General features: G+C 71.2%; 17 protein-coding genes and 1 tRNA gene. 12 read left to right on the top strand and 6 right to left on the bottom strand.

The features are described from left to right. Positions 1–74: 74 nt before the first annotated feature. Positions 75–1,037 (top strand): DsbA family protein, encoded by a 963-nt coding sequence (locus ABC270_RS17375; RefSeq protein ID WP_412881960.1) that lies wholly within the window; start codon positions 75–77, stop codon positions 1,035–1,037. A gap of 37 nt (positions 1,038–1,074) precedes the next feature. On the opposite strand, the gene ypfJ is transcribed toward ABC270_RS17375, so the two are convergent. Next, positions 1,075–1,968, bottom strand: coding sequence for a KPN_02809 family neutral zinc metallopeptidase (ypfJ, locus tag ABC270_RS17370; protein ID WP_412881959.1), 894 nt, complete (start codon positions 1,966–1,968; stop codon positions 1,075–1,077). Between the two features lie 134 nt (positions 1,969–2,102). Here ypfJ and ABC270_RS17365 point away from each other — a divergent pair, with 134 nt between their 5' ends. After that, the gene (locus tag ABC270_RS17365) at positions 2,103–3,245 is read left to right on the top strand and encodes a glycerol dehydrogenase (protein WP_412881958.1); all 1,143 of its coding nucleotides are present in this window, start codon (positions 2,103–2,105) and stop codon (positions 3,243–3,245) included. Positions 3,246–3,279: 34 nt separating this feature from the next. Further along, a complete protein-coding gene (locus ABC270_RS17360; protein WP_412881957.1) occupies positions 3,280–4,221 on the top strand; it encodes a 2-deoxy-5-keto-D-gluconate 6-phosphate aldolase domain-containing protein in 942 nt (313 codons plus the stop codon). Between the two features lie 10 nt (positions 4,222–4,231). On the opposite strand, the gene ABC270_RS17355 is transcribed toward ABC270_RS17360, so the two are convergent. Next, positions 4,232–4,996 carry an NAD(P)H-hydrate epimerase gene (locus tag ABC270_RS17355; RefSeq protein WP_412881956.1) on the bottom strand — a complete coding sequence of 255 codons (765 nt, stop codon included), beginning with the start codon at positions 4,994–4,996 and terminating at the stop codon, positions 4,232–4,234. A gap of 34 nt (positions 4,997–5,030) precedes the next feature. Here ABC270_RS17355 and ABC270_RS17350 point away from each other — a divergent pair, with 34 nt between their 5' ends. After that, positions 5,031–5,852 (top strand): alpha/beta fold hydrolase, encoded by an 822-nt coding sequence (locus ABC270_RS17350; protein ID WP_412881955.1) that lies wholly within the window; start codon positions 5,031–5,033, stop codon positions 5,850–5,852. 53 nt (positions 5,853–5,905) lie between these two features. Next, entirely contained in the window at positions 5,906–6,937 is a 1,032-nt protein-coding gene (locus ABC270_RS17345; RefSeq protein WP_412881954.1) for an aldo/keto reductase, read from the top strand. A 190-nt stretch (positions 6,938–7,127) separates the two neighbouring features. Here the strand turns inward: ABC270_RS17345 and ABC270_RS17340 are convergent. Together ABC270_RS17340 and msrB are read right to left on the bottom strand one after the other, a co-directional pair. Beyond that, positions 7,128–7,200, bottom strand: a tRNA-Thr gene (locus tag ABC270_RS17340). A gap of 33 nt (positions 7,201–7,233) precedes the next feature. After that, positions 7,234–7,635, bottom strand: a complete 402-nt coding sequence (msrB, locus tag ABC270_RS17335; RefSeq protein WP_412881953.1) for a peptide-methionine (R)-S-oxide reductase MsrB — start codon at positions 7,633–7,635, stop codon at positions 7,234–7,236. A 57-nt stretch (positions 7,636–7,692) separates the two neighbouring features. On the opposite strand from msrB, the gene ABC270_RS17330 reads away from it, so the two are divergent. The 7 genes from ABC270_RS17330 to ABC270_RS17300 all read left to right on the top strand — a co-directional run bounded on the left by ABC270_RS17330 (position 7,693) and on the right by ABC270_RS17300 (position 13,594). Further along, on the top strand, positions 7,693–8,160 hold the full coding sequence (locus ABC270_RS17330; RefSeq protein WP_412881952.1) for a GNAT family N-acetyltransferase: 468 nt from the start codon (positions 7,693–7,695) through the stop codon (positions 8,158–8,160). Then, on the top strand, positions 8,157–9,158 hold the full coding sequence (locus ABC270_RS17325; RefSeq protein ID WP_412881951.1) for a DUF2332 family protein: 1,002 nt from the start codon (positions 8,157–8,159) through the stop codon (positions 9,156–9,158). Before ABC270_RS17330 ends, ABC270_RS17325 begins: the two co-directional genes overlap by 4 nt. A 97-nt stretch (positions 9,159–9,255) precedes the next feature. Beyond that, a complete protein-coding gene (locus tag ABC270_RS17320; protein ID WP_290133731.1) occupies positions 9,256–9,555 on the top strand; it encodes a DUF3263 domain-containing protein in 300 nt (99 codons plus the stop codon). Beyond that, on the top strand, positions 9,552–10,154 hold the full coding sequence (locus ABC270_RS17315; protein ID WP_412881950.1) for a LytR C-terminal domain-containing protein: 603 nt from the start codon (positions 9,552–9,554) through the stop codon (positions 10,152–10,154). The genes ABC270_RS17320 and ABC270_RS17315 overlap by 4 nt, the downstream gene beginning before the upstream one ends. Positions 10,155–10,344: 190 nt before the next feature. Further along, positions 10,345–10,548 carry a cold-shock protein gene (locus ABC270_RS17310; protein ID WP_412881949.1) on the top strand — a complete coding sequence of 68 codons (204 nt, stop codon included), beginning with the start codon at positions 10,345–10,347 and terminating at the stop codon, positions 10,546–10,548. A 267-nt stretch (positions 10,549–10,815) separates the two neighbouring features. Next, positions 10,816–12,435 (top strand): chaperonin GroEL, encoded by a 1,620-nt coding sequence (groL, locus tag ABC270_RS17305; RefSeq protein ID WP_412881948.1) that lies wholly within the window; start codon positions 10,816–10,818, stop codon positions 12,433–12,435. 268 nt (positions 12,436–12,703) lie between these two features. Next, complete coding sequence (locus ABC270_RS17300) at positions 12,704–13,594, top strand: hypothetical protein (protein ID WP_412881947.1); 891 nt, start codon at positions 12,704–12,706, stop codon at positions 13,592–13,594. 134 nt (positions 13,595–13,728) lie between these two features. Here ABC270_RS17300 and ABC270_RS17295 read toward each other — a convergent pair whose 3' ends face one another. Next, the gene (locus ABC270_RS17295) at positions 13,729–15,429 is read right to left on the bottom strand and encodes a sensor histidine kinase (protein WP_412881946.1); all 1,701 of its coding nucleotides are present in this window, start codon (positions 15,427–15,429) and stop codon (positions 13,729–13,731) included. Between the two features lie 63 nt (positions 15,430–15,492). Then, complete coding sequence (locus tag ABC270_RS17290; RefSeq protein ID WP_022903465.1) at positions 15,493–16,188, bottom strand: response regulator transcription factor; 696 nt, start codon at positions 16,186–16,188, stop codon at positions 15,493–15,495. Between the last annotated feature and the right edge of the window lie 86 nt (positions 16,189–16,274).

Genomic DNA, 16,274 nt, shown 5'->3' with positions numbered 1-16,274 from the left:
TACAATCGCCGGGTCCGTCCGCGCCAGTGGGGGCACGGTGCGCGCGGACACCCGATCAGGAGGACGACACACCGATGACCAACCGCCCCGAGGGTGACGCCCGTGCCGAGCGGGCAGCTGCCGGTCGCGCCGAGCGGAACGAACGTCGAGAAGCCGCCCGGCAGCGCGCGCAGAAGCACCGGACCCAGCAGAAGCGTCGCCAGCGCGGGGCCCGGCTCGGGATCCAGATCGGCATCGGCGTCGTGCTCCTCGCCGCGGCCACCGTCGTGACCCTCGTGCTCGTCCAGTCCGCACAGCCCGCCGGCCCCGGTCCGTCGAACATGTCCCAGGGCGGCATCACGATCGGCGAGGGCCTCGAGGCGCAGACCGCCGGCTCGACCCCGTCCGCCTCGGCCTCCGACGGCGCCGGCGCCGTGCACATCACGACCTACATCGACTACCTCTGCCCGACGTGCGGCCGGTTCGAGAAGGCCAACGGCGACTACATCGAGAGCTTGGTCGAGTCCGGCGCGGCGACGGTCGACATCCACCCCGTCGCGATCCTCGCGAACCGCTCGCAGGGCACGAAGTACTCGCTCCGCGCCGCCAACGCCGCCGCCTGCGTCGCGGACCGCTCGCCCGACCAGTTCTTCGCCTTCAACAAGGCCCTGTTCGCCGAGCAGCCGCAGGAGGGCACGGCAGGGCTCAGCGACGCCGACCTCGTCAGCGTCGTCCGGAGCGTCGACGGCATGCGGGACCAGCGCGCGATCGCGGACTGCATCCAGGACCAGACCTACGCGCGGTGGGTGACCGAGCGCACGAACGACGTGTCCGACGGCAAGATCCCGGGCAGCGACCTCACGTCGTTCCCGGGCACGCCGCTCGTCCTCGTCAACGGGCAGCAGTACGAGCTCACCGACCCGATCACGAACGACGACTTCCGCACGTTCGTGCTGAGTGCGGCCGGCTCGACCGACTCCTCGTCCACCCCGACGGCGACGCCGGCCCCCTCGGCGACCTCCACCCGGACCCCGTCGGCCACGCCGTCCGCCGGCTGACCGCAGCCCCGCCGTCCGCGGCCTGACGCGCGGTCCGCTACAGGGCGCTGCCCGGCACGCTGAGGGTGTCGCAGGACGTCGCACCCTGCTGGTACCCGCGGAGGAACCAGCGCTGCCGCTGCTCGCTCGAGCCGTGCGTGAACGAGTCCGGGTCGACCGAACCCGTCGACCGTCGCTGGATGCTGTCGTCACCGACGGCGCTCGCGGCGGAGAGTGCGTCGTCGATCTGCGCCCGGGTGATCGGCTCGAAGAACGTCCGGCCGGCCGCGTCCTTCGTCGTGGCGGCGTCGCCCACCCAGGCGCCGGCGTAGCAGTCGGCCTGCAGCTCGACGCGGACACTGCCCGACGAGGCGCCCGTACCCGAGCGGTCCGTGTCGGCGAACGTGCCCTGCAGCTGCTGGACGTGGTGGCCCCACTCGTGCGCGACGACGTACATCTGCGCGAGCGGACCACCGGACGAGCCGTAGCGGGACTGCAGCTCGTCGTAGAAGGACGTGTCGACGTAGAGCGCCCGGTCCGGCGGACAGTAGAACGGCCCGGTCGCCGACGACGCGGTCCCGCAGCCGGTGTCCGTCGAGTCCTGGAACAGGTAGAACGTCGGCGTCGTGTAGGAGATCCCGAGCCGGGGTGCCTCGGCGGACCAGTACGCGTCGAGCGACTCGGCCGCGCCCTCCATCCGGCAGTCGACCGAGGCGTTCGCATCGCGTCCGGTCCGGCACTCGGGCGCCGCGTCGACGGTGTCTCCGCCCTGCTGGATCGTGGTGAGGCCGCCGCCCCCGCCGAGGACGCCCGTCAGGTCGACCCCGGAGACCGCGGAGACGATGTAGACGAGGAGCGCGAGACCGCCGACGGCGCCGCCGCCGATCGCGGCCGTGCGCCCGCGGCGCTTCACCTTCCCGCCGGAGAGCTGCGAGTCGTCGTTGAACGTCATGCCCCGAATGTACGGACGGACGGGTGGCCACGTCACAGTGCGCTGAGGAACGGTCGCGTACCGTCGGGCGCACCCCGCAGCCGACACCTGTCGTGCGCGTCGCGGGGTGCCGCACCGAGGAAGGACGCAGCACCATGGCCACCCCCGTCAGCACCGTCATGAGCCCCGCGCGCTACGTGCAGGGCAAGGACGCCATCACCCGGATCGGCGAGTTCGTGGAGCCGATCGGATCGCGTCCGCTCATCGTCGCCGACGACGTCGTGTGGGGCATCGTCGAGGACGCCGTGCGCACCGCCTTCGACGCTGCCGGGCTGCCGGTGGAGCGGGTCGGGTTCGGTCGTTTCGCCACCCCGACCGCGGTCGACGTCCTCGTCGAGGCCATCCGCGAGCACGACATCGACGTCGTCGTCGGGGTCGGTGGCGGGAGCGCGATCGACGCCGCGAAGGCCGCCGGACACCTCACCGAGATCCGCTGGGTCAGCGTCCCGACCGCGGCGAGCACCGACGCCCCGACCTCGGCCCTCGCCGTCATCTACTCCGAGGAGGGCGAGTTCCTCGAGTACCGCTTCTTCCCGCACAACCCGGACCTCGTGCTCATCGACACGAACCTGGTCGCGCACGCTCCGGTGCAGTTCCTGATCGCGGGCATCGGCGACGCGCTCGCGACCTGGGTCGAGGCACGCGCCGCGAAGCGTGCGAACGCGGACACGATGGCCGGCGGGCTCCAGACCGAGACGGGAGTGGCGCTCGCCGAGCTGAGCTGGCGACTGCTGCACGAGAACGCCCTGCAGGCCATCGAGGCCGTCCGGGCACAGGTGGTGACCCCGGCGCTCGAGAAGGTCGTCGAGGCGAACACCCTCCTCTCCGGCCTCGGCTTCGAGTCCGGCGGGCTCGCAGCCGCGCACGCGATCCACAACGGGCTGACGGCGGCCCCGCAGACCCACGGACTCGCGCACGGGCAGAAGGTCAACGTCGGCACCGTGGCGCAGCTCGTGCTCGAGGGTGCTCCCGCGCAGGAGATCGAGGACTTCGTCGTGTTCACCACGAAGGTCGGGCTGCCGAACACGCTCACCGAGATCGGCCTCACGATCGACGACACCGACGAGCTCCGCGCGGTCGCCGAGGCCGCGACGGAAGCCGGCGAGACCATCCACAACATGCCGTTCCCGGTCACGGCGGAGATGGTGGTCGACACGCTCGTCGCGATCGAGGGCATCGCGCGCAGCATCCGCGTGGACCACGGACTGCCCGAGCCGGTTCCGTACCGCCACCGCTGAGCCGGCACCGAGGGGCCGCGAGCAGCATGGCGGCATGGCCGATCTCGACGAACAGCACCCCCTCTTCCTCCTCGCGATGGACCAGCGGTCCTCGCTCCTGGAGCACACCTACGGCGACGAATCCGGCGAGCCGTCCGACGAAGCCGACGCCGAGCGCGTCCGTGCCGGCAAGCAGCTCGTCTACCGTGGGCTGCTCAGCGCACTCGCCGCAGGGGCGTCGCGGGAGCGCACCGGCGTCCTCGTGGACGAACGGTACGGCGCCGACGTCGCACGGCTCGTCCGCGAGGCCGGGCTCCGGCTCGCGATGCCGATCGAGCGGTCCGGTCGGGACTGGTTCGAGCTCGAGTACGGGGACGAGTGGCAGGCGCACGTCGACGCGTTCGACCCCGACTTCGTCAAGGTGCTCGTCCGCGACAACCCCGCCTTCGACGCGGACGACCGCACGGCGCAGGCCGGACGTCTCGCCGACGTCTCCCGGGCGCTGCACGACGCCGGACGGACGTTCCTGGTCGAGCTCCTCGTGCCGGGGACCGACGAACAGCGGGCATCCGCGGACGACTACGACCGGGACGTCCGCCCCGGGCTCGTGGTCGAGGTGGTCGCGTTCCTGCAGGAGCACGGCGTCGAGCCCGACGTCTGGAAGCTCGAGGGGCTCGACCGCACCGAGGACGCCGAACGCGTCGTCGCCGCTGTGCGCGCGGGCGGCCGTGACGGCGTGCAGTGCATCGTGCTCGGCCGGGACGCCCCGGAGGAGCAGCTCGACCACTGGCTCCGGGTCGCCGCACCGGTCGACGGGTTCGTGGGGTTCGCGATCGGGCGGAGCAACTGGCAGGACGCCCTCGACGACGTCGTGCAGCAGGGACTCGACCCCGAGTCGGCCGAGCGACTCATCGCGGCCAACTACCGCCACTTCGTCGACACCTGGGTCGAGGCACGCCCCGACGTCGAGCACGGGGTGGACGCCGGCGGCTCCTGACACCGCGGGCTCAGGTGCGGACCAGCGGCTCCACGGTCGCGAGGTCCGCACCGATCCCGACGTCCACGAGTTCGATGCGTCCGGCGAGCGTCGCGGCCGGCCCCGTGAGGAGCCCCGCCTTCACCCCGCCGAACGTCACCGTGACGTCGGCGTGCAGCACGTGGTCGTCCGCGACGCCGCCCGTGTCGACGTCGATGCCGCTCGGCACGTCGACGGCGACCACGAAGGGTGCCCGCTGGTCACGGGCGAGCTCCCGCAGGGCATCGACGACCTCGCGGGCGGGGGAGCGCAGCGGGCCGGACGCCCCGATGCCCAGGATCCCGTCGAGCACGAGGTCGGCGTCGAGCGCCGCCTCCGCGGCGACCGCCGCGAGGCGGTCGCCCTCGTCCGGCACCACCGCCCGCAGGATGTCGGCCGCCCCCGCGTCCGTCGTGCCCGCCCCGGCGGCGGCAGGGCCGTCCAGGAGGCGCGCCCCGGCCTCCAGCGCCGCTGCCAGGCCCGCCTCGTGGACGCGTGAGCCGACGCGCAGCACCGCCACGTGCCTCCCGGCCGACGCCAACCGCGCACCCGCGAACAGGGCGTCGCCGCCGTTGTCGCCGCTGCCCACCAGCAGCAGGACGGAACCCGGTCCGTCGCCCGGCCGGACGGCCGGGTCGTCGAGCAGGTCCGCGACGATCCCGGCGAGTCCGTCCGCCGCGCGTTGCATCAGCGGTTCGCCCGCGTCGAGGTGCGGCCGCTCCGCCGCCCGGATCTGGTCCGCTCCGTACCCGTCCATGGCGACCACAGTGCCCCGCTAGCCTGGGGTCGCCATGTCACTCGTCCCCGAAGCGCCCCGACCCCGTGCCGTGATGTCCCCGGACGGCCTCCCGATCGCGACCTATGACTTCGGCGACCCGGACGCACCCGTCGTCGTCGCGGTGCACGGCTTCGCCTCCGGTGCCCTGCTCAACTGGCACGCCTCCGGGTGGACGCGCGACCTGCTCCGTGCCGGATACCGGGTCGTCGCGATCGACCAACGCGGACACGGCGCCTCCGCGAAGCCGCACGAGCCGTCCGCGTACTCGATGGAGCTCCTCGTGGCGGACGTCGTCAGCGTGATCGACACGTACCTGCTCGACGACGTCGCGTACCTCGGCTACTCGCTCGGCGCGCGCGTCGGTTGGCACACCGCGGAGCAGCTGCCCGACCGGGTGTCACGAGCCGTCCTCGGCGGGATCCCGGACGCCGACCCGATGCGCCGGGTCGCCGTGGACCAGGCGAAGGCGTACCTCGCGGACGGCACGCCGATCGAGGACCGGGTGACGAACGGGTACCTCACGATGGCGGGGAACGTCGAGGGGAACGACCTCCGGGCACTCGTCGCGATGGTGGAGGGGATGCGGGACAGCATCGAACCGACGCCGGAGAACGCGCCGGCGCAGCCGCTGCTCATGGCCGCGGGGAGCGAAGACGGCATCAAGGACAGCGCCGTTCGGCTCGCGGCGGCGGCACCGGACGCGACGTTCTTCGAGATCCCGGGGCGGAACCACTTCAACGCGCCGACGTCCCGCGCGTTCAGGGAAGCCGCGATCGCGTTCCTGCAGGCTGAGCGGCCGCACGGTGGCGCCGTCGCCCTGTCCAGCGCACGCTGACAGGTACTCGCAGGTCCTCGCTGCCGGAGTGGCCCCGGCGTACCGTCCCGGCCATGGACTACAGACTCCTCGGCAACAGCGGGACATCGGTGTCGACGCTGACCCTCGGCACCATGACGTTCGGCAGCGAAGCCGACGAACCCACCTCCCACCAGATGCTCGACACGTTCGTCGCGGCCGGCGGCACGCTCGTCGACACCGCCGACGTGTACTCGGGCAACGAGTCCGAGCGGATCATCGGCCGCTGGCTCAAGGCGCACCCGACCGAGGCGCAGCAGGTCGTCCTCGCCACCAAGGGGCGCTTCCCCCAGGGTGACGGGCCGAACGACGTCGGGCTCTCCCGCCGCCACCTGTCCCGCGCGCTCGACGCCTCGCTCGAGCGACTCGGCGTCGAGACGATCGACCTGTACCAGATGCACGCCTGGGACGCCCTCACCCCGATCGAGGAGACCCTGCGGTTCCTCGACGACGCCGTCTCGGCCGGCAAGATCGTCTCCTACGGCTTCTCCAACTACCTCGGGTACCAGATCACCAAGGCGGTCTACGAGGCGAAGGGCCACGGCTGGGCGCCGCCGGTCACGCTGCAGCCCCAGTACAACCTCCTCGTCCGCGACATCGAGCACGAGGTCGTCCCGGCCTGCCTCGACGCCGGCATCGGCCTGCTGCCCTGGTCGCCCCTCGCCGGCGGTTGGCTCTCCGGGAAGTACCAGCGCGACGAGGCCCCCACCGGTGCCACCCGTCTCGGCGAGAACCCGCAGCGCGGCATGGAGGCGTGGGAGGCCCGCAACGCCGACGAGCGCACCTGGGCCGTCCTCGACGCGGTGTCCGCCGTCGCCGACGCGCACGGGGCCTCGAAGTCCCAGGTCGCCCTCGCCTGGCTCCTCGCCCAGCCCGCCGTGACGAGCGTCATCCTCGGCGCCCGCACGGTGTCGCAGCTCGAGGACAACCTCGGCGCGGCGGACCTCGTGCTCGACGAGGCCGAGCTGCGGTCACTCACGGAGGCGAGTGCTCCCCGCATCGACGACTACCCGTACGGAACCGCAGGTGTGGCGCAGCGCAACCGCAACATCACGGGAGGCCGCTGACCGTCCGCTGCGACGTCCATGCGGAAAGCCGCGCAATCGACACCGATGTGTGGACTTCCGTTTCCGTGCGGTGTCATCCTCGTCTCACGACCGGCTGGTTACCGCGTCGAGCGATGAGGAACACCCCCTGATCCGTGTTCCACGTACGCCGGAGGCCCGGGCGATCAAGTCGCCCGGGCCTCCGTCTCAGGGCCGGCAGCGGGACTCGAACCCGCAACCCCCGTATTACAAGTACGGTGCGCTACCAATTGCGCCATGCCGGCTGACGCGCCCACTCTACCGGGACGCGTCCGCGCTCACTCCGTCGCCGAGAAGTTCAGCGAGATCGAGTTCATGCAGTAGCGGTCACCCGTCGGGGTGCCGAAGCCGTCCGGGAACACGTGCCCGAGGTGCGAGCCGCAGTTCGCGCAACGGACCTCGGTGCGGACCATGCCGAGCGACTTGTCCTCGATGAGCTGCACCGCCTCGGGTCGTACCGACTCGTAGAACGACGGCCAGCCGCAGCCGGAGTCGAACTTCGTCCCGCTCTTGAACAGCTCCGCGCCGCACGCCGCACACGTGTAGACGCCGGCACGCTCCTCGTCCAGGAGTTCGCCCGTCCACGGACGCTCGGTGCCGGCCTGACGCAGGACGGCGTACTGGTCCGGGGAGAGCTCCTCGCGCCACTGGGCGTCGGACTTGTCGACGTTGTATGCCATTGGTTCCTCCTGCTCCTCGGCCGCTGCTGGACGGCCACCTTCAGTAAACTCGCGCCGATGTCCGAACATTCCGTGCACCGCGCCCGCTGGGACCGTCTGACGACGGACGCACTGTACGGCATCGTGGTGCTCCGGAACCGCGTCTTCGCCCTCGAGCAGCGGGTCACCGCCGAGGACTTCGACGGCCGTGACCGCCACGCGGACACCGAGCACTGGTGGTTCGGAACGGACGCCGAAGCCGTCGGGTACCTGCGCCTCGTCCGGCCCGCTCCCGACGAGGCGCACCCGGAGGGCTCGGCCCCGCCCGAGTGGGTGATCGGCCGGGTCGCGACCGACCCCCGGCACCGCGGGCACGGCATCGCGGGGCGGTTGGTCGCCGCGGTCCTCGCGCAGCACGGGCACGAGCCGTTCGTCCTGCACGCCCAGGAGTACGTCGCCGGGCTGTACGAGCAACACGGCTTCGTCCGCTTCGGGGACCCGTACGTCGAGGCCGGCATCATCCACGTCGGGATGCACCGCCCGTGACCACCCGGGACCGCTACGCGGCCTACGCCGACCGCATCCAGGCGGTCTCGCCCTCGTACGCCGCGTGGGCACGGTCGCTCGACGACGACCTCGTCGCGCTCCTCGACTCGGTCCCGGAGCAGCGCCGACAGCCCGAGCTGGTCTTCGCGGTCGCCCGGCGGATGGGTGCGGACCCGGCGGATCCCCACGCGCTCCGCGCACTCGCCCGGGAGGCACGACCCGCCCTGGCTGCGCGGCTGGCGTCCGCCACGGTGCAGGCCAACGACCCACGGCGGCTCGCGCCGGTCGTCCCGCTGTTCGCGGCGCTCGCCGCGAGCTCGTCGGAGCCGATCGGCCTCGTCGATGCGGGAGCCGCGGCGGGGCTCTGCTCGATCCCGGACCGCGTGACCCTCGACTACACCGTCGTGGACCGCGGGGGCGAACGGGTCCGGATGCACACCCCGACCGCCGAGGGGTCCCTGCTCCACCTCGTCGCCGACGCCCGCGGTGCCGTACCCGCTCCCGCGGTTCGCCCGATCGCCGTCGCGGCACGGGTGGCGCTCGACCCGAACCCGATCGACCTCGGCGAGCCGGGCGCCTTCGACCGGCTGGTCGAGGCCGTCCCGCCCGAGGCGACGGACCGGACCGCCCTGATGCGTGCGGCGGCGTCCGCGGCGCTCGCCGTGCCTCCCGTCCGGTTGCGGGGGAGCCTGCCCGGCGACCTCGACCGCGCACTCGACCACCTGCCGGACGGCTGCGAGCCGGTCGTCCTCACGACCGGGACGCTCGTGTACGTGCCCGGCGCGGACCGGCAGCGCGTCGTCGACCGCCTCGCGGAGCGGGGCGTGCGCTGGGTCGCGCTCGAGCGGACCGGCATCCTCGAGGGCGTCGCGGCGACCCTGCCGGCCGACGTCGACCGGAGCGACCCGGACGCCTTCGCGACCGTCTCGCTGGACGGGGTCGCGGTCGCCGTGTCCGACGCGTTCGGGACCCGGATCCGGTGGCTCCGGGACCTGTGACCGGCTTCGCGACAGTCCAGCGGCGTGCCAGGGTCCGGCGACGCGGCACCCCTACGATGTGCGAGACCGTGCCCTACCGCCTCGTGATCGGACCGTCGTGACCACCACCCCCGCAGACGCGCTCAGCGAGCTCGACCTGCACGTGCTCGCGTTCGAGCACGACCGGGCGCGGCACGACCGCACGAAGGAGGCGGAGATCCGCGTCGAGTTCGACATGTCGCCCGCCCGGTACTACCAGGTGCTCGACCGCGTGATCGACTCCCCGGCGGCGCTCGCGTACGACCCGCAGCTCGTCACCCGGCTGCAACGACTCCGGCACGCCCGCGTCACGGCGCGGGCGGGGCGCAGCTTCGCGCTCCCCGGAGCCGCACCAGAACCCCGCGAAGAGGACCGATGACCGAGAGATTCCCCCGAGACCGGTTCGACGACGCCACCGACGGCCCGCGCGTCGGCGCGCACCGCGGCCCCCAGCGTCGGGGCCGCGGCTGGATCGTCTTCGCGTGGGCAGCCCTCGCCACGGGTGTCCTCGTCGGCCTCGGCGTCCTCGGGCTCGGGCTGGCGACCACCGGCCTCTCCGACGGCAACGACTCCGGCGGGAGCGCCGCGTCCCCGACGCCCTCGGCCACGGCCTCCGCGACCGCGAAGCCGTCGCCGTCCTCGTCGCCGTCCGCGTCGTCGGGCTCCGGGTCGGGCGCGGCGGCCGCGACCCCCGCGCAGCAGGGCAGCACGAGCGTCGTCGTGCTCAACGGCACCACGACGACCGGACTCGCCGGGCGGGCAACCACCGCACTGACCGGAGCGGGGTGGAAGATCGCCTCGACGGGTGACGCCGGTACGACCGGGACCACGCAGACGATCGTGTACTACCGCTCGGCCGAGGCCGTGGCGGTCGCGCAGGGCATCGCGAAGTCGCTCGGCACCACGGCCGTGCAGCAGTCCACGGCGTTCCCGAACGCTGACGTCAGTGTCGTCCTGGGGTCCGACTACACCGGTTGACGGGCATTCCCGGACGCATTCCGTGTGCTTTCGTGACGAACGTGTTTCCGGCGCGTTGCGATTGCACGGAATGGACGTGAAACGACGTCACACCTCTTGTCGGATCGACATCCGTGCGCAAGAGTCACTGCGAGGTGTCGCACCGACGACGCCGTCGATCGCAGCAGCACCACCGCAGGGAGCAACAATCATGGCCAACGGAACGGTCAAGTGGTTCAACGCCGAGAAGGGCTACGGCTTCATCACCGTCGATGGGGGTGGCCAGGACGTCTTCGTGCACTACTCGGCCATCGACATGTCGGGCTACAAGGTCCTCGAGGAGGGGCAGGCGGTCACGTTCGACGTCGGCACCGGCTCGAAGGGCCCGCAGGCCGAGGCGGTCCGCCCCGCCTGAGCCACCGAACCACACCGGAACGCGCCGTCCCCTCGGGGGCGGCGCGTTCGTCGTACCGGGAGCGTGTGCCGCGCGTGCAGCGCGCGTGCGGTGCGCGTGCGTCGCGTGTGCGTTGCTCGCAGCGGGACCCGACCTGGGAAGTCGACACGTGCCTCCCGGCTGTGTTGCACTCGCACCCGTCGAGTGCCAGAATCGGCGTTGGCACTCGCTCACGCTGAGTGCCAGCACGACCCCCATGACGACGTCCGGGAGGGACGAGAAACTCACATGGCTAAGATCATTGCTTTCGACGAGGAGGCCCGTCGCGGCCTCGAGCGCGGCCTGAACACCCTGGCCGACGCCGTGAAGGTGACGCTCGGCCCGCGCGGCCGCAACGTCGTCCTCGAGAAGAAGTGGGGCGCCCCCACGATCACGAACGACGGTGTCTCCATCGCCAAGGAGATCGAGCTCGACGACCCGTACGAGAAGATCGGCGCCGAGCTCGTCAAGGAGGTCGCGAAGAAGACCGACGACGTCGCCGGTGACGGTACGACCACCGCGACCGTGCTCGCCCAGGCGCTCGTCCGCGAGGGCCTCCGCAACGTCGCCGCCGGTGCCGACCCCGTGTCGCTCAAGCGCGGCATCGAGAAGGCCGTCGCCGCCGTCTCCGACCAGCTCCTCGCCAACGCGAAGGACATCGAGACCAAGGACCAGATCGCCGCGACCGCGTCGATCTCGGCCGCTGACACCACCATCGGTGAGCTCATCGCCGAGGCGATCGACAAGGTCGGCAAGGAAGGCGTCGTCACCGTCGAGGAGTCGAACACCTTCGGCACCGAGCTCGAGCTCACCGAGGGCATGCGCTTCGACAAGGGCTACCTGTCGCAGTACTTCGTCACGGACCCGGAGCGCCAGGAGGCCGTCTTCGAGGACCCGTACATCCTCATCGTCAACTCGAAGATCTCGAACATCAAGGACCTGCTCCCGGTCGTCGACAAGGTGATCCAGGCGGGCAAGCAGCTCCTCATCATCGCCGAGGACGTCGACGGCGAAGCCCTCGCGACCCTCGTCGTGAACAAGATCCGCGGCATCTTCAAGTCCGTCGCCGTCAAGGCCCCGGGCTTCGGCGACCGTCGCAAGGCCATGCTGCAGGACATCGCGATCCTCACCGGCGGCCAGGTCATCTCGGAAGAGGTCGGCCTCAAGCTCGAGAACGCGACGCTCGACCTGCTCGGCAAGGCCCGCAAGGTCATCATCACCAAGGACGAGACGACCATCGTCGAGGGTGCCGGCGACGAGGAGCAGATCGCGGGCCGCGTCCGTCAGATCCGCTCCGAGATCGAGGCGACCGACTCCGACTACGACCGCGAGAAGCTCCAGGAGCGCCTCGCGAAGCTCGCCGGTGGCGTGGCCGTCATCAAGGCCGGTGCTGCGACCGAGGTCGAGCTCAAGGAGCGCAAGCACCGCATCGAGGACGCCGTCCGCAACGCGAAGGCTGCTGTTGAGGAGGGCATCGTCGCCGGTGGTGGCGTCGCCCTCATCCAGGCGTCCGTCGCGCTCGAGTCGCTCTCCCTCGAGGGTGACGAGGCGACCGGTGCGAACATCGTCAAGGTCGCCATCGACGCGCCGCTCAAGCAGATCGCGCTGAACGCCGGTCTCGAGCCGGGTGTCGTGGCCGCCAAGGTCCGCGAGCTCGAGTCGGGTCACGGCCTCAACGCCGCGACCGGTGAGTACGTCGACCTCGTGGCCGCGGGCATCATCGACCCGGCGAAGGTCACGCGCTCGGCGCTGCAGAACGCTGCGTCGATCGCCGGTCTGTTCCTCACGACCGAGGCCGTCGTCGCCGACAAGCCCGAGAAGGCCCCGGCCATGCCGGCCGGCGACCCCACGGGTGGCATGGACTTCTAGTCCCGGCTTCCGGAAGGGCCCCACACGCTGCGCGTGCGGGGCCCTTCCGCGTGCTGGGGGGGGCGTGCGTGGGGGGCGGGTGCCGCCGGTTGGTCGCAAAACGTGTCGGCTTCGTCGCTGGTAGGCGACAGTTCGTGAGACCACGACGCTCCGCGCACGGCACGTTGCGCGACCACCGAGTTCCGCACGGGAGGCGCGGCTCGCCGAGTTCTCCACAGCTCGCGCCCCGAGGGAGCCAGCGGACGTAGCCCGAGGCAATACTCCCGGCATGACCCACCCCCGTACGCTTTCGCCCGAGCTTGACCGAGCGGGCTTCCTCGTCCGTGATGCCAACGCGATCGGGGTCGGCGCCGATCGACTCCGTCGAGGAGACTTGCTCCGCCCCACCCACGGTGTCCGCACGACCGACCCGTCGCTCTCGCTGGTCCGGGCGGTCGGTCTGGTGCTGCGTCCGGACCAGCACGTGAGCCACACGTCGGCACTCGCGGTGTGGGGTGCGCCGCTCCCTCGCCGGGCGGCGGACGAGCCGGTTCACGTGTCGACCGCCGGCACCGGTCCACTGATGCGGCGACGAGGTGTCACGGGACACCGGCGTCGGGCTCCGATCGACACAGTGGTCCGCGACGGTGTCCGCGTCAGCGCTCCCGCACAGGCCTGGCGAGAGAGCGTCGGTCTCCTCACGGTGCACCAGGCAGTCGCGGTCGCAGACCACTTCGTCCGATCCGGTGGACTGCTGACGGTCGGCGACCTCATCGCGGCGATTCGCCCGGGAAGTCACGGCAACACAGCGGCACGGGAGGTGCTCGACCTCGTGCGGGTGGGCGCGGACTCGGCCATGGAGACGTGGCTCCGGCTCGCGGTCGTCGATGCCGGCTTTCCGGAGCCCCAGCTCCAGGTAGAGGTGTACGACGCGCGCGGTGTGTTCCTCGCGCGGGTCGACATGGCCTGGCCGGAGTGGCGGATCGCGCTCGAGTACGACGGCGCCCATCACCGGGAGCGTGCAGCGTTCGAGCACGACCAACGTCGGGACAATGGCCTCGCGGTCAACGACTGGCTCGTCATCCACGCCACTCGCGCCGATGCATCGCGCCCGGCTGTGCTCTTCGAACGGCTTCGGCAGGCGTTCGTCGTCCGAGAGCGTGTTCGGCGAGCCGCGTGAGAGCGGTGCCCCGGTCGCACGACCTGCCGTCGGCCGATCGAGCTGGTCGCAGAACCTGTCGGCTCGGCCGGCGTTTAGCGGCACGTTGTGCGACCAACCGGACCGGCCGGCGGCGGAACGCGCCCGCGGACGCGTCAGGGGGCGGGCGCGGCCTCGGGGGCCGGGGGCGTCCAGTCGCGGGGGAGCAGGGGGAGCCACACCCGGAAGGTCGCGCCGCCGCCCTCGGTGTCGAACACCTCGACCGACCCGTGGTGCGCCTGCACGATGCCGCTCACGATCGCCAGCCCCAGGCCGGAGCCGCCGGTGTCGCGCGCCCGTGAGGTGTCGGCGCGCCAGAACCGCTGGAAGATCTTGTCGCGGAGCTGCGGCGGGATGCCCTCGCCGTGGTCGATGACGTCGATGTTCGCCATGCCGCGCTCCTCGTCGACGCCGATGCCGATCTCGATGGGGTCGTCGGACGGGGTGAACCGCATCGCGTTGCCCATGAGGTTCGTGACGACCTGCCGGATCTTGTTCTCCTCCGCGAGGACGATCGGCGGGCGCTTCGGCAGGACGACCGTCGGCAGCGGGGTAGTCTCGTCGGTCGGAGCGGCGTCGAGGCTCATCGCACGGTTCCGGCGGGCACGGAGTCGGGCGATCGTCTGACGCGAGAACGCGATCGGTCCGGTCGTGTTGGCGGACGCCGACGTCGGCGACGCCGGGACCTCACCCGTCTCGGACATCGCCGGACGGACGGCCTGCGGCACGCTCTCGCCGGTGACGCTGTCCTCGACGAGCACCTGGATCTCCCGGTCGGGGTTCGACGCCATCGTGTCGAGCGCCGAGTCGCGGGCGATCGACACGAGGTCGACCGGGCCGAGCTCGAGCGGCTTCGACTCGTCGATGCGGGCGAGCTGGAGCAGGTCCTGCACGAGGAGACCCATGCGCTGGGCCTCCTTCTCGATGCGCTCCATGGCCTGGGCGACGTCTTCCTCCTTGCGGAGGGCACCCATGCGGTAGAGCTCGGCGTAGCCGCGGAGCGAGACGAGCGGCGTCCGGAGCTCGTGGGAGGCGTCACCCACGAACCGACGCATCTGGTCGATGGTGCGCTCCCGGTCCTCGAACGCGGTGTCGATGCGCTCGAGCATGGCGTTCAGGGACCGGTTGAGGCGCCCGACCTCGGTGTTCGGGGTGTCTGCCTCGAGCCGCTGGTTGAAGTCCCCGGCGGCGAAGCGCGCAGCGGTGTCCTCGACGTCGCGCAACGGGTCGAACGTGGCCGTCACGAGGAGCCGGGTCAGCATGGCGCCGAGCAGCATCACCGAGATGCCGAAGAACAGGAAGATGACGGTGAACCGGAGGATCGTCTGGTCGTTGTCGGCGCTCGACACGGCGACGAGCACGTACCCGGTCTCCGTGGTGCCGTCGGAGCGGTTCTGCAGGGCGGCGGGGATGACCTGCGCGCGCCACTCGTGGTCGTGTGCGCTGTCGTAGAGCGAGAACCGCTGCGTGCTCTGCGAGGCCTGCGCGAAGTCGAGCATCCGGATGTCCGGCCGGCTGCTGGTCTTCGTCTGGCAGATCTGATCGCCGTCGGCGTTGTACGCGGCGACGTAGGCGCGCTGCGACAGCACGACCGACAGCTCGCAGTACTGCTTGCCGTCGCTGATGTTCTGGCCCTCGAGCTGCTCCGTCGTCTGCTTCACGGTGTCGTCGAGCTGCGTGAGCAGGTAGGTCGAGAGGACGGTCATCGTGCCGAGCCCGGCGACGAGCAGCCCGAGCGCGACCAGGAGCACCGTGATCCCGGTGATCTTGGTGCGCAGGGAGATCCCGTCCCACCAGCGGCTCATTCGCGTGTGCATGCTGCCCCAACGATAGACAGCGACCGCCCGGTGAAACCGGACGGCCGCCGTGAAGAAGCCCGCCTAGGAGGCCTTCGCCGCCTTGAGCATGTAGCCGAAGCCGCGCTTGGTCTGGATGACCGGCTCGGCCGAGTACTGGTCGAGCTTGCGGCGGAGGTACGAGATGTACGACTCGACGATGCCCGCGTCGCCGTTGAAGTCGTACTCCCACACGTGGTCGAGGATCTGCGCCTTCGAGAGCACCCGGTTCGGGTTGAGCATGAGGTAGCGGAGCAGCTTGAACTCGGTGGGGGAGAGCTCGATCTGCGCGTCGCCGATGGTGACCTCGTGGGTGTCCTGGTCCATCGTGAGCTCGCCGGCGCGGATGATGGCGTCCTCTTCGTCGTTCATCGTGCGACGCAGGATGGCCTTGATGCGGGCGACGATCTCGTCGAGGGAGAACGGCTTGGTCACGTAGTCGTCGCCGCCGACGGTGAGGCCCGTGATCTTGTCCTCGGTGTCGTCCTTCGCCGTGAGGAAGAGGATCGGCGACGTGTAGCCCGAGGAACGGAGGCGCTTGGTCACGCCGAAGCCGTTCATGTCGGGGAGCATGACGTCGAGGATGATGAGGTCCGGCTCTTCCTCGAGCACGGCGGAGATGGCCTGCGCGCCGTTGCCCACGGCACGCACGGCGAAACCGGCGAAGCGCAGGGAGGTCGTCAGCAGGTCGCGGATGTTCGGCTCGTCATCGACGATCAGGATCTTGGGGCCATCGCTCATGGCCCCATCTTCTGACCGTTCCTTGTGGCTTTCCTGTGAGCGGCGCGTGCGTGAGCACGGGACGGACTGGAGGCGCGGTGCAGGCT

Origin of the sequence: Curtobacterium phoenicis, from assembly GCF_047238015.1 — a bacterium.
In the GTDB taxonomy this organism is placed as follows: Bacteria; Actinomycetota; Actinomycetes; order Actinomycetales; family Microbacteriaceae; genus Curtobacterium.
Note: the sequence above shows the minus strand (reverse complement) of the source record. Positions and strands in the feature narration are given on the sequence as shown.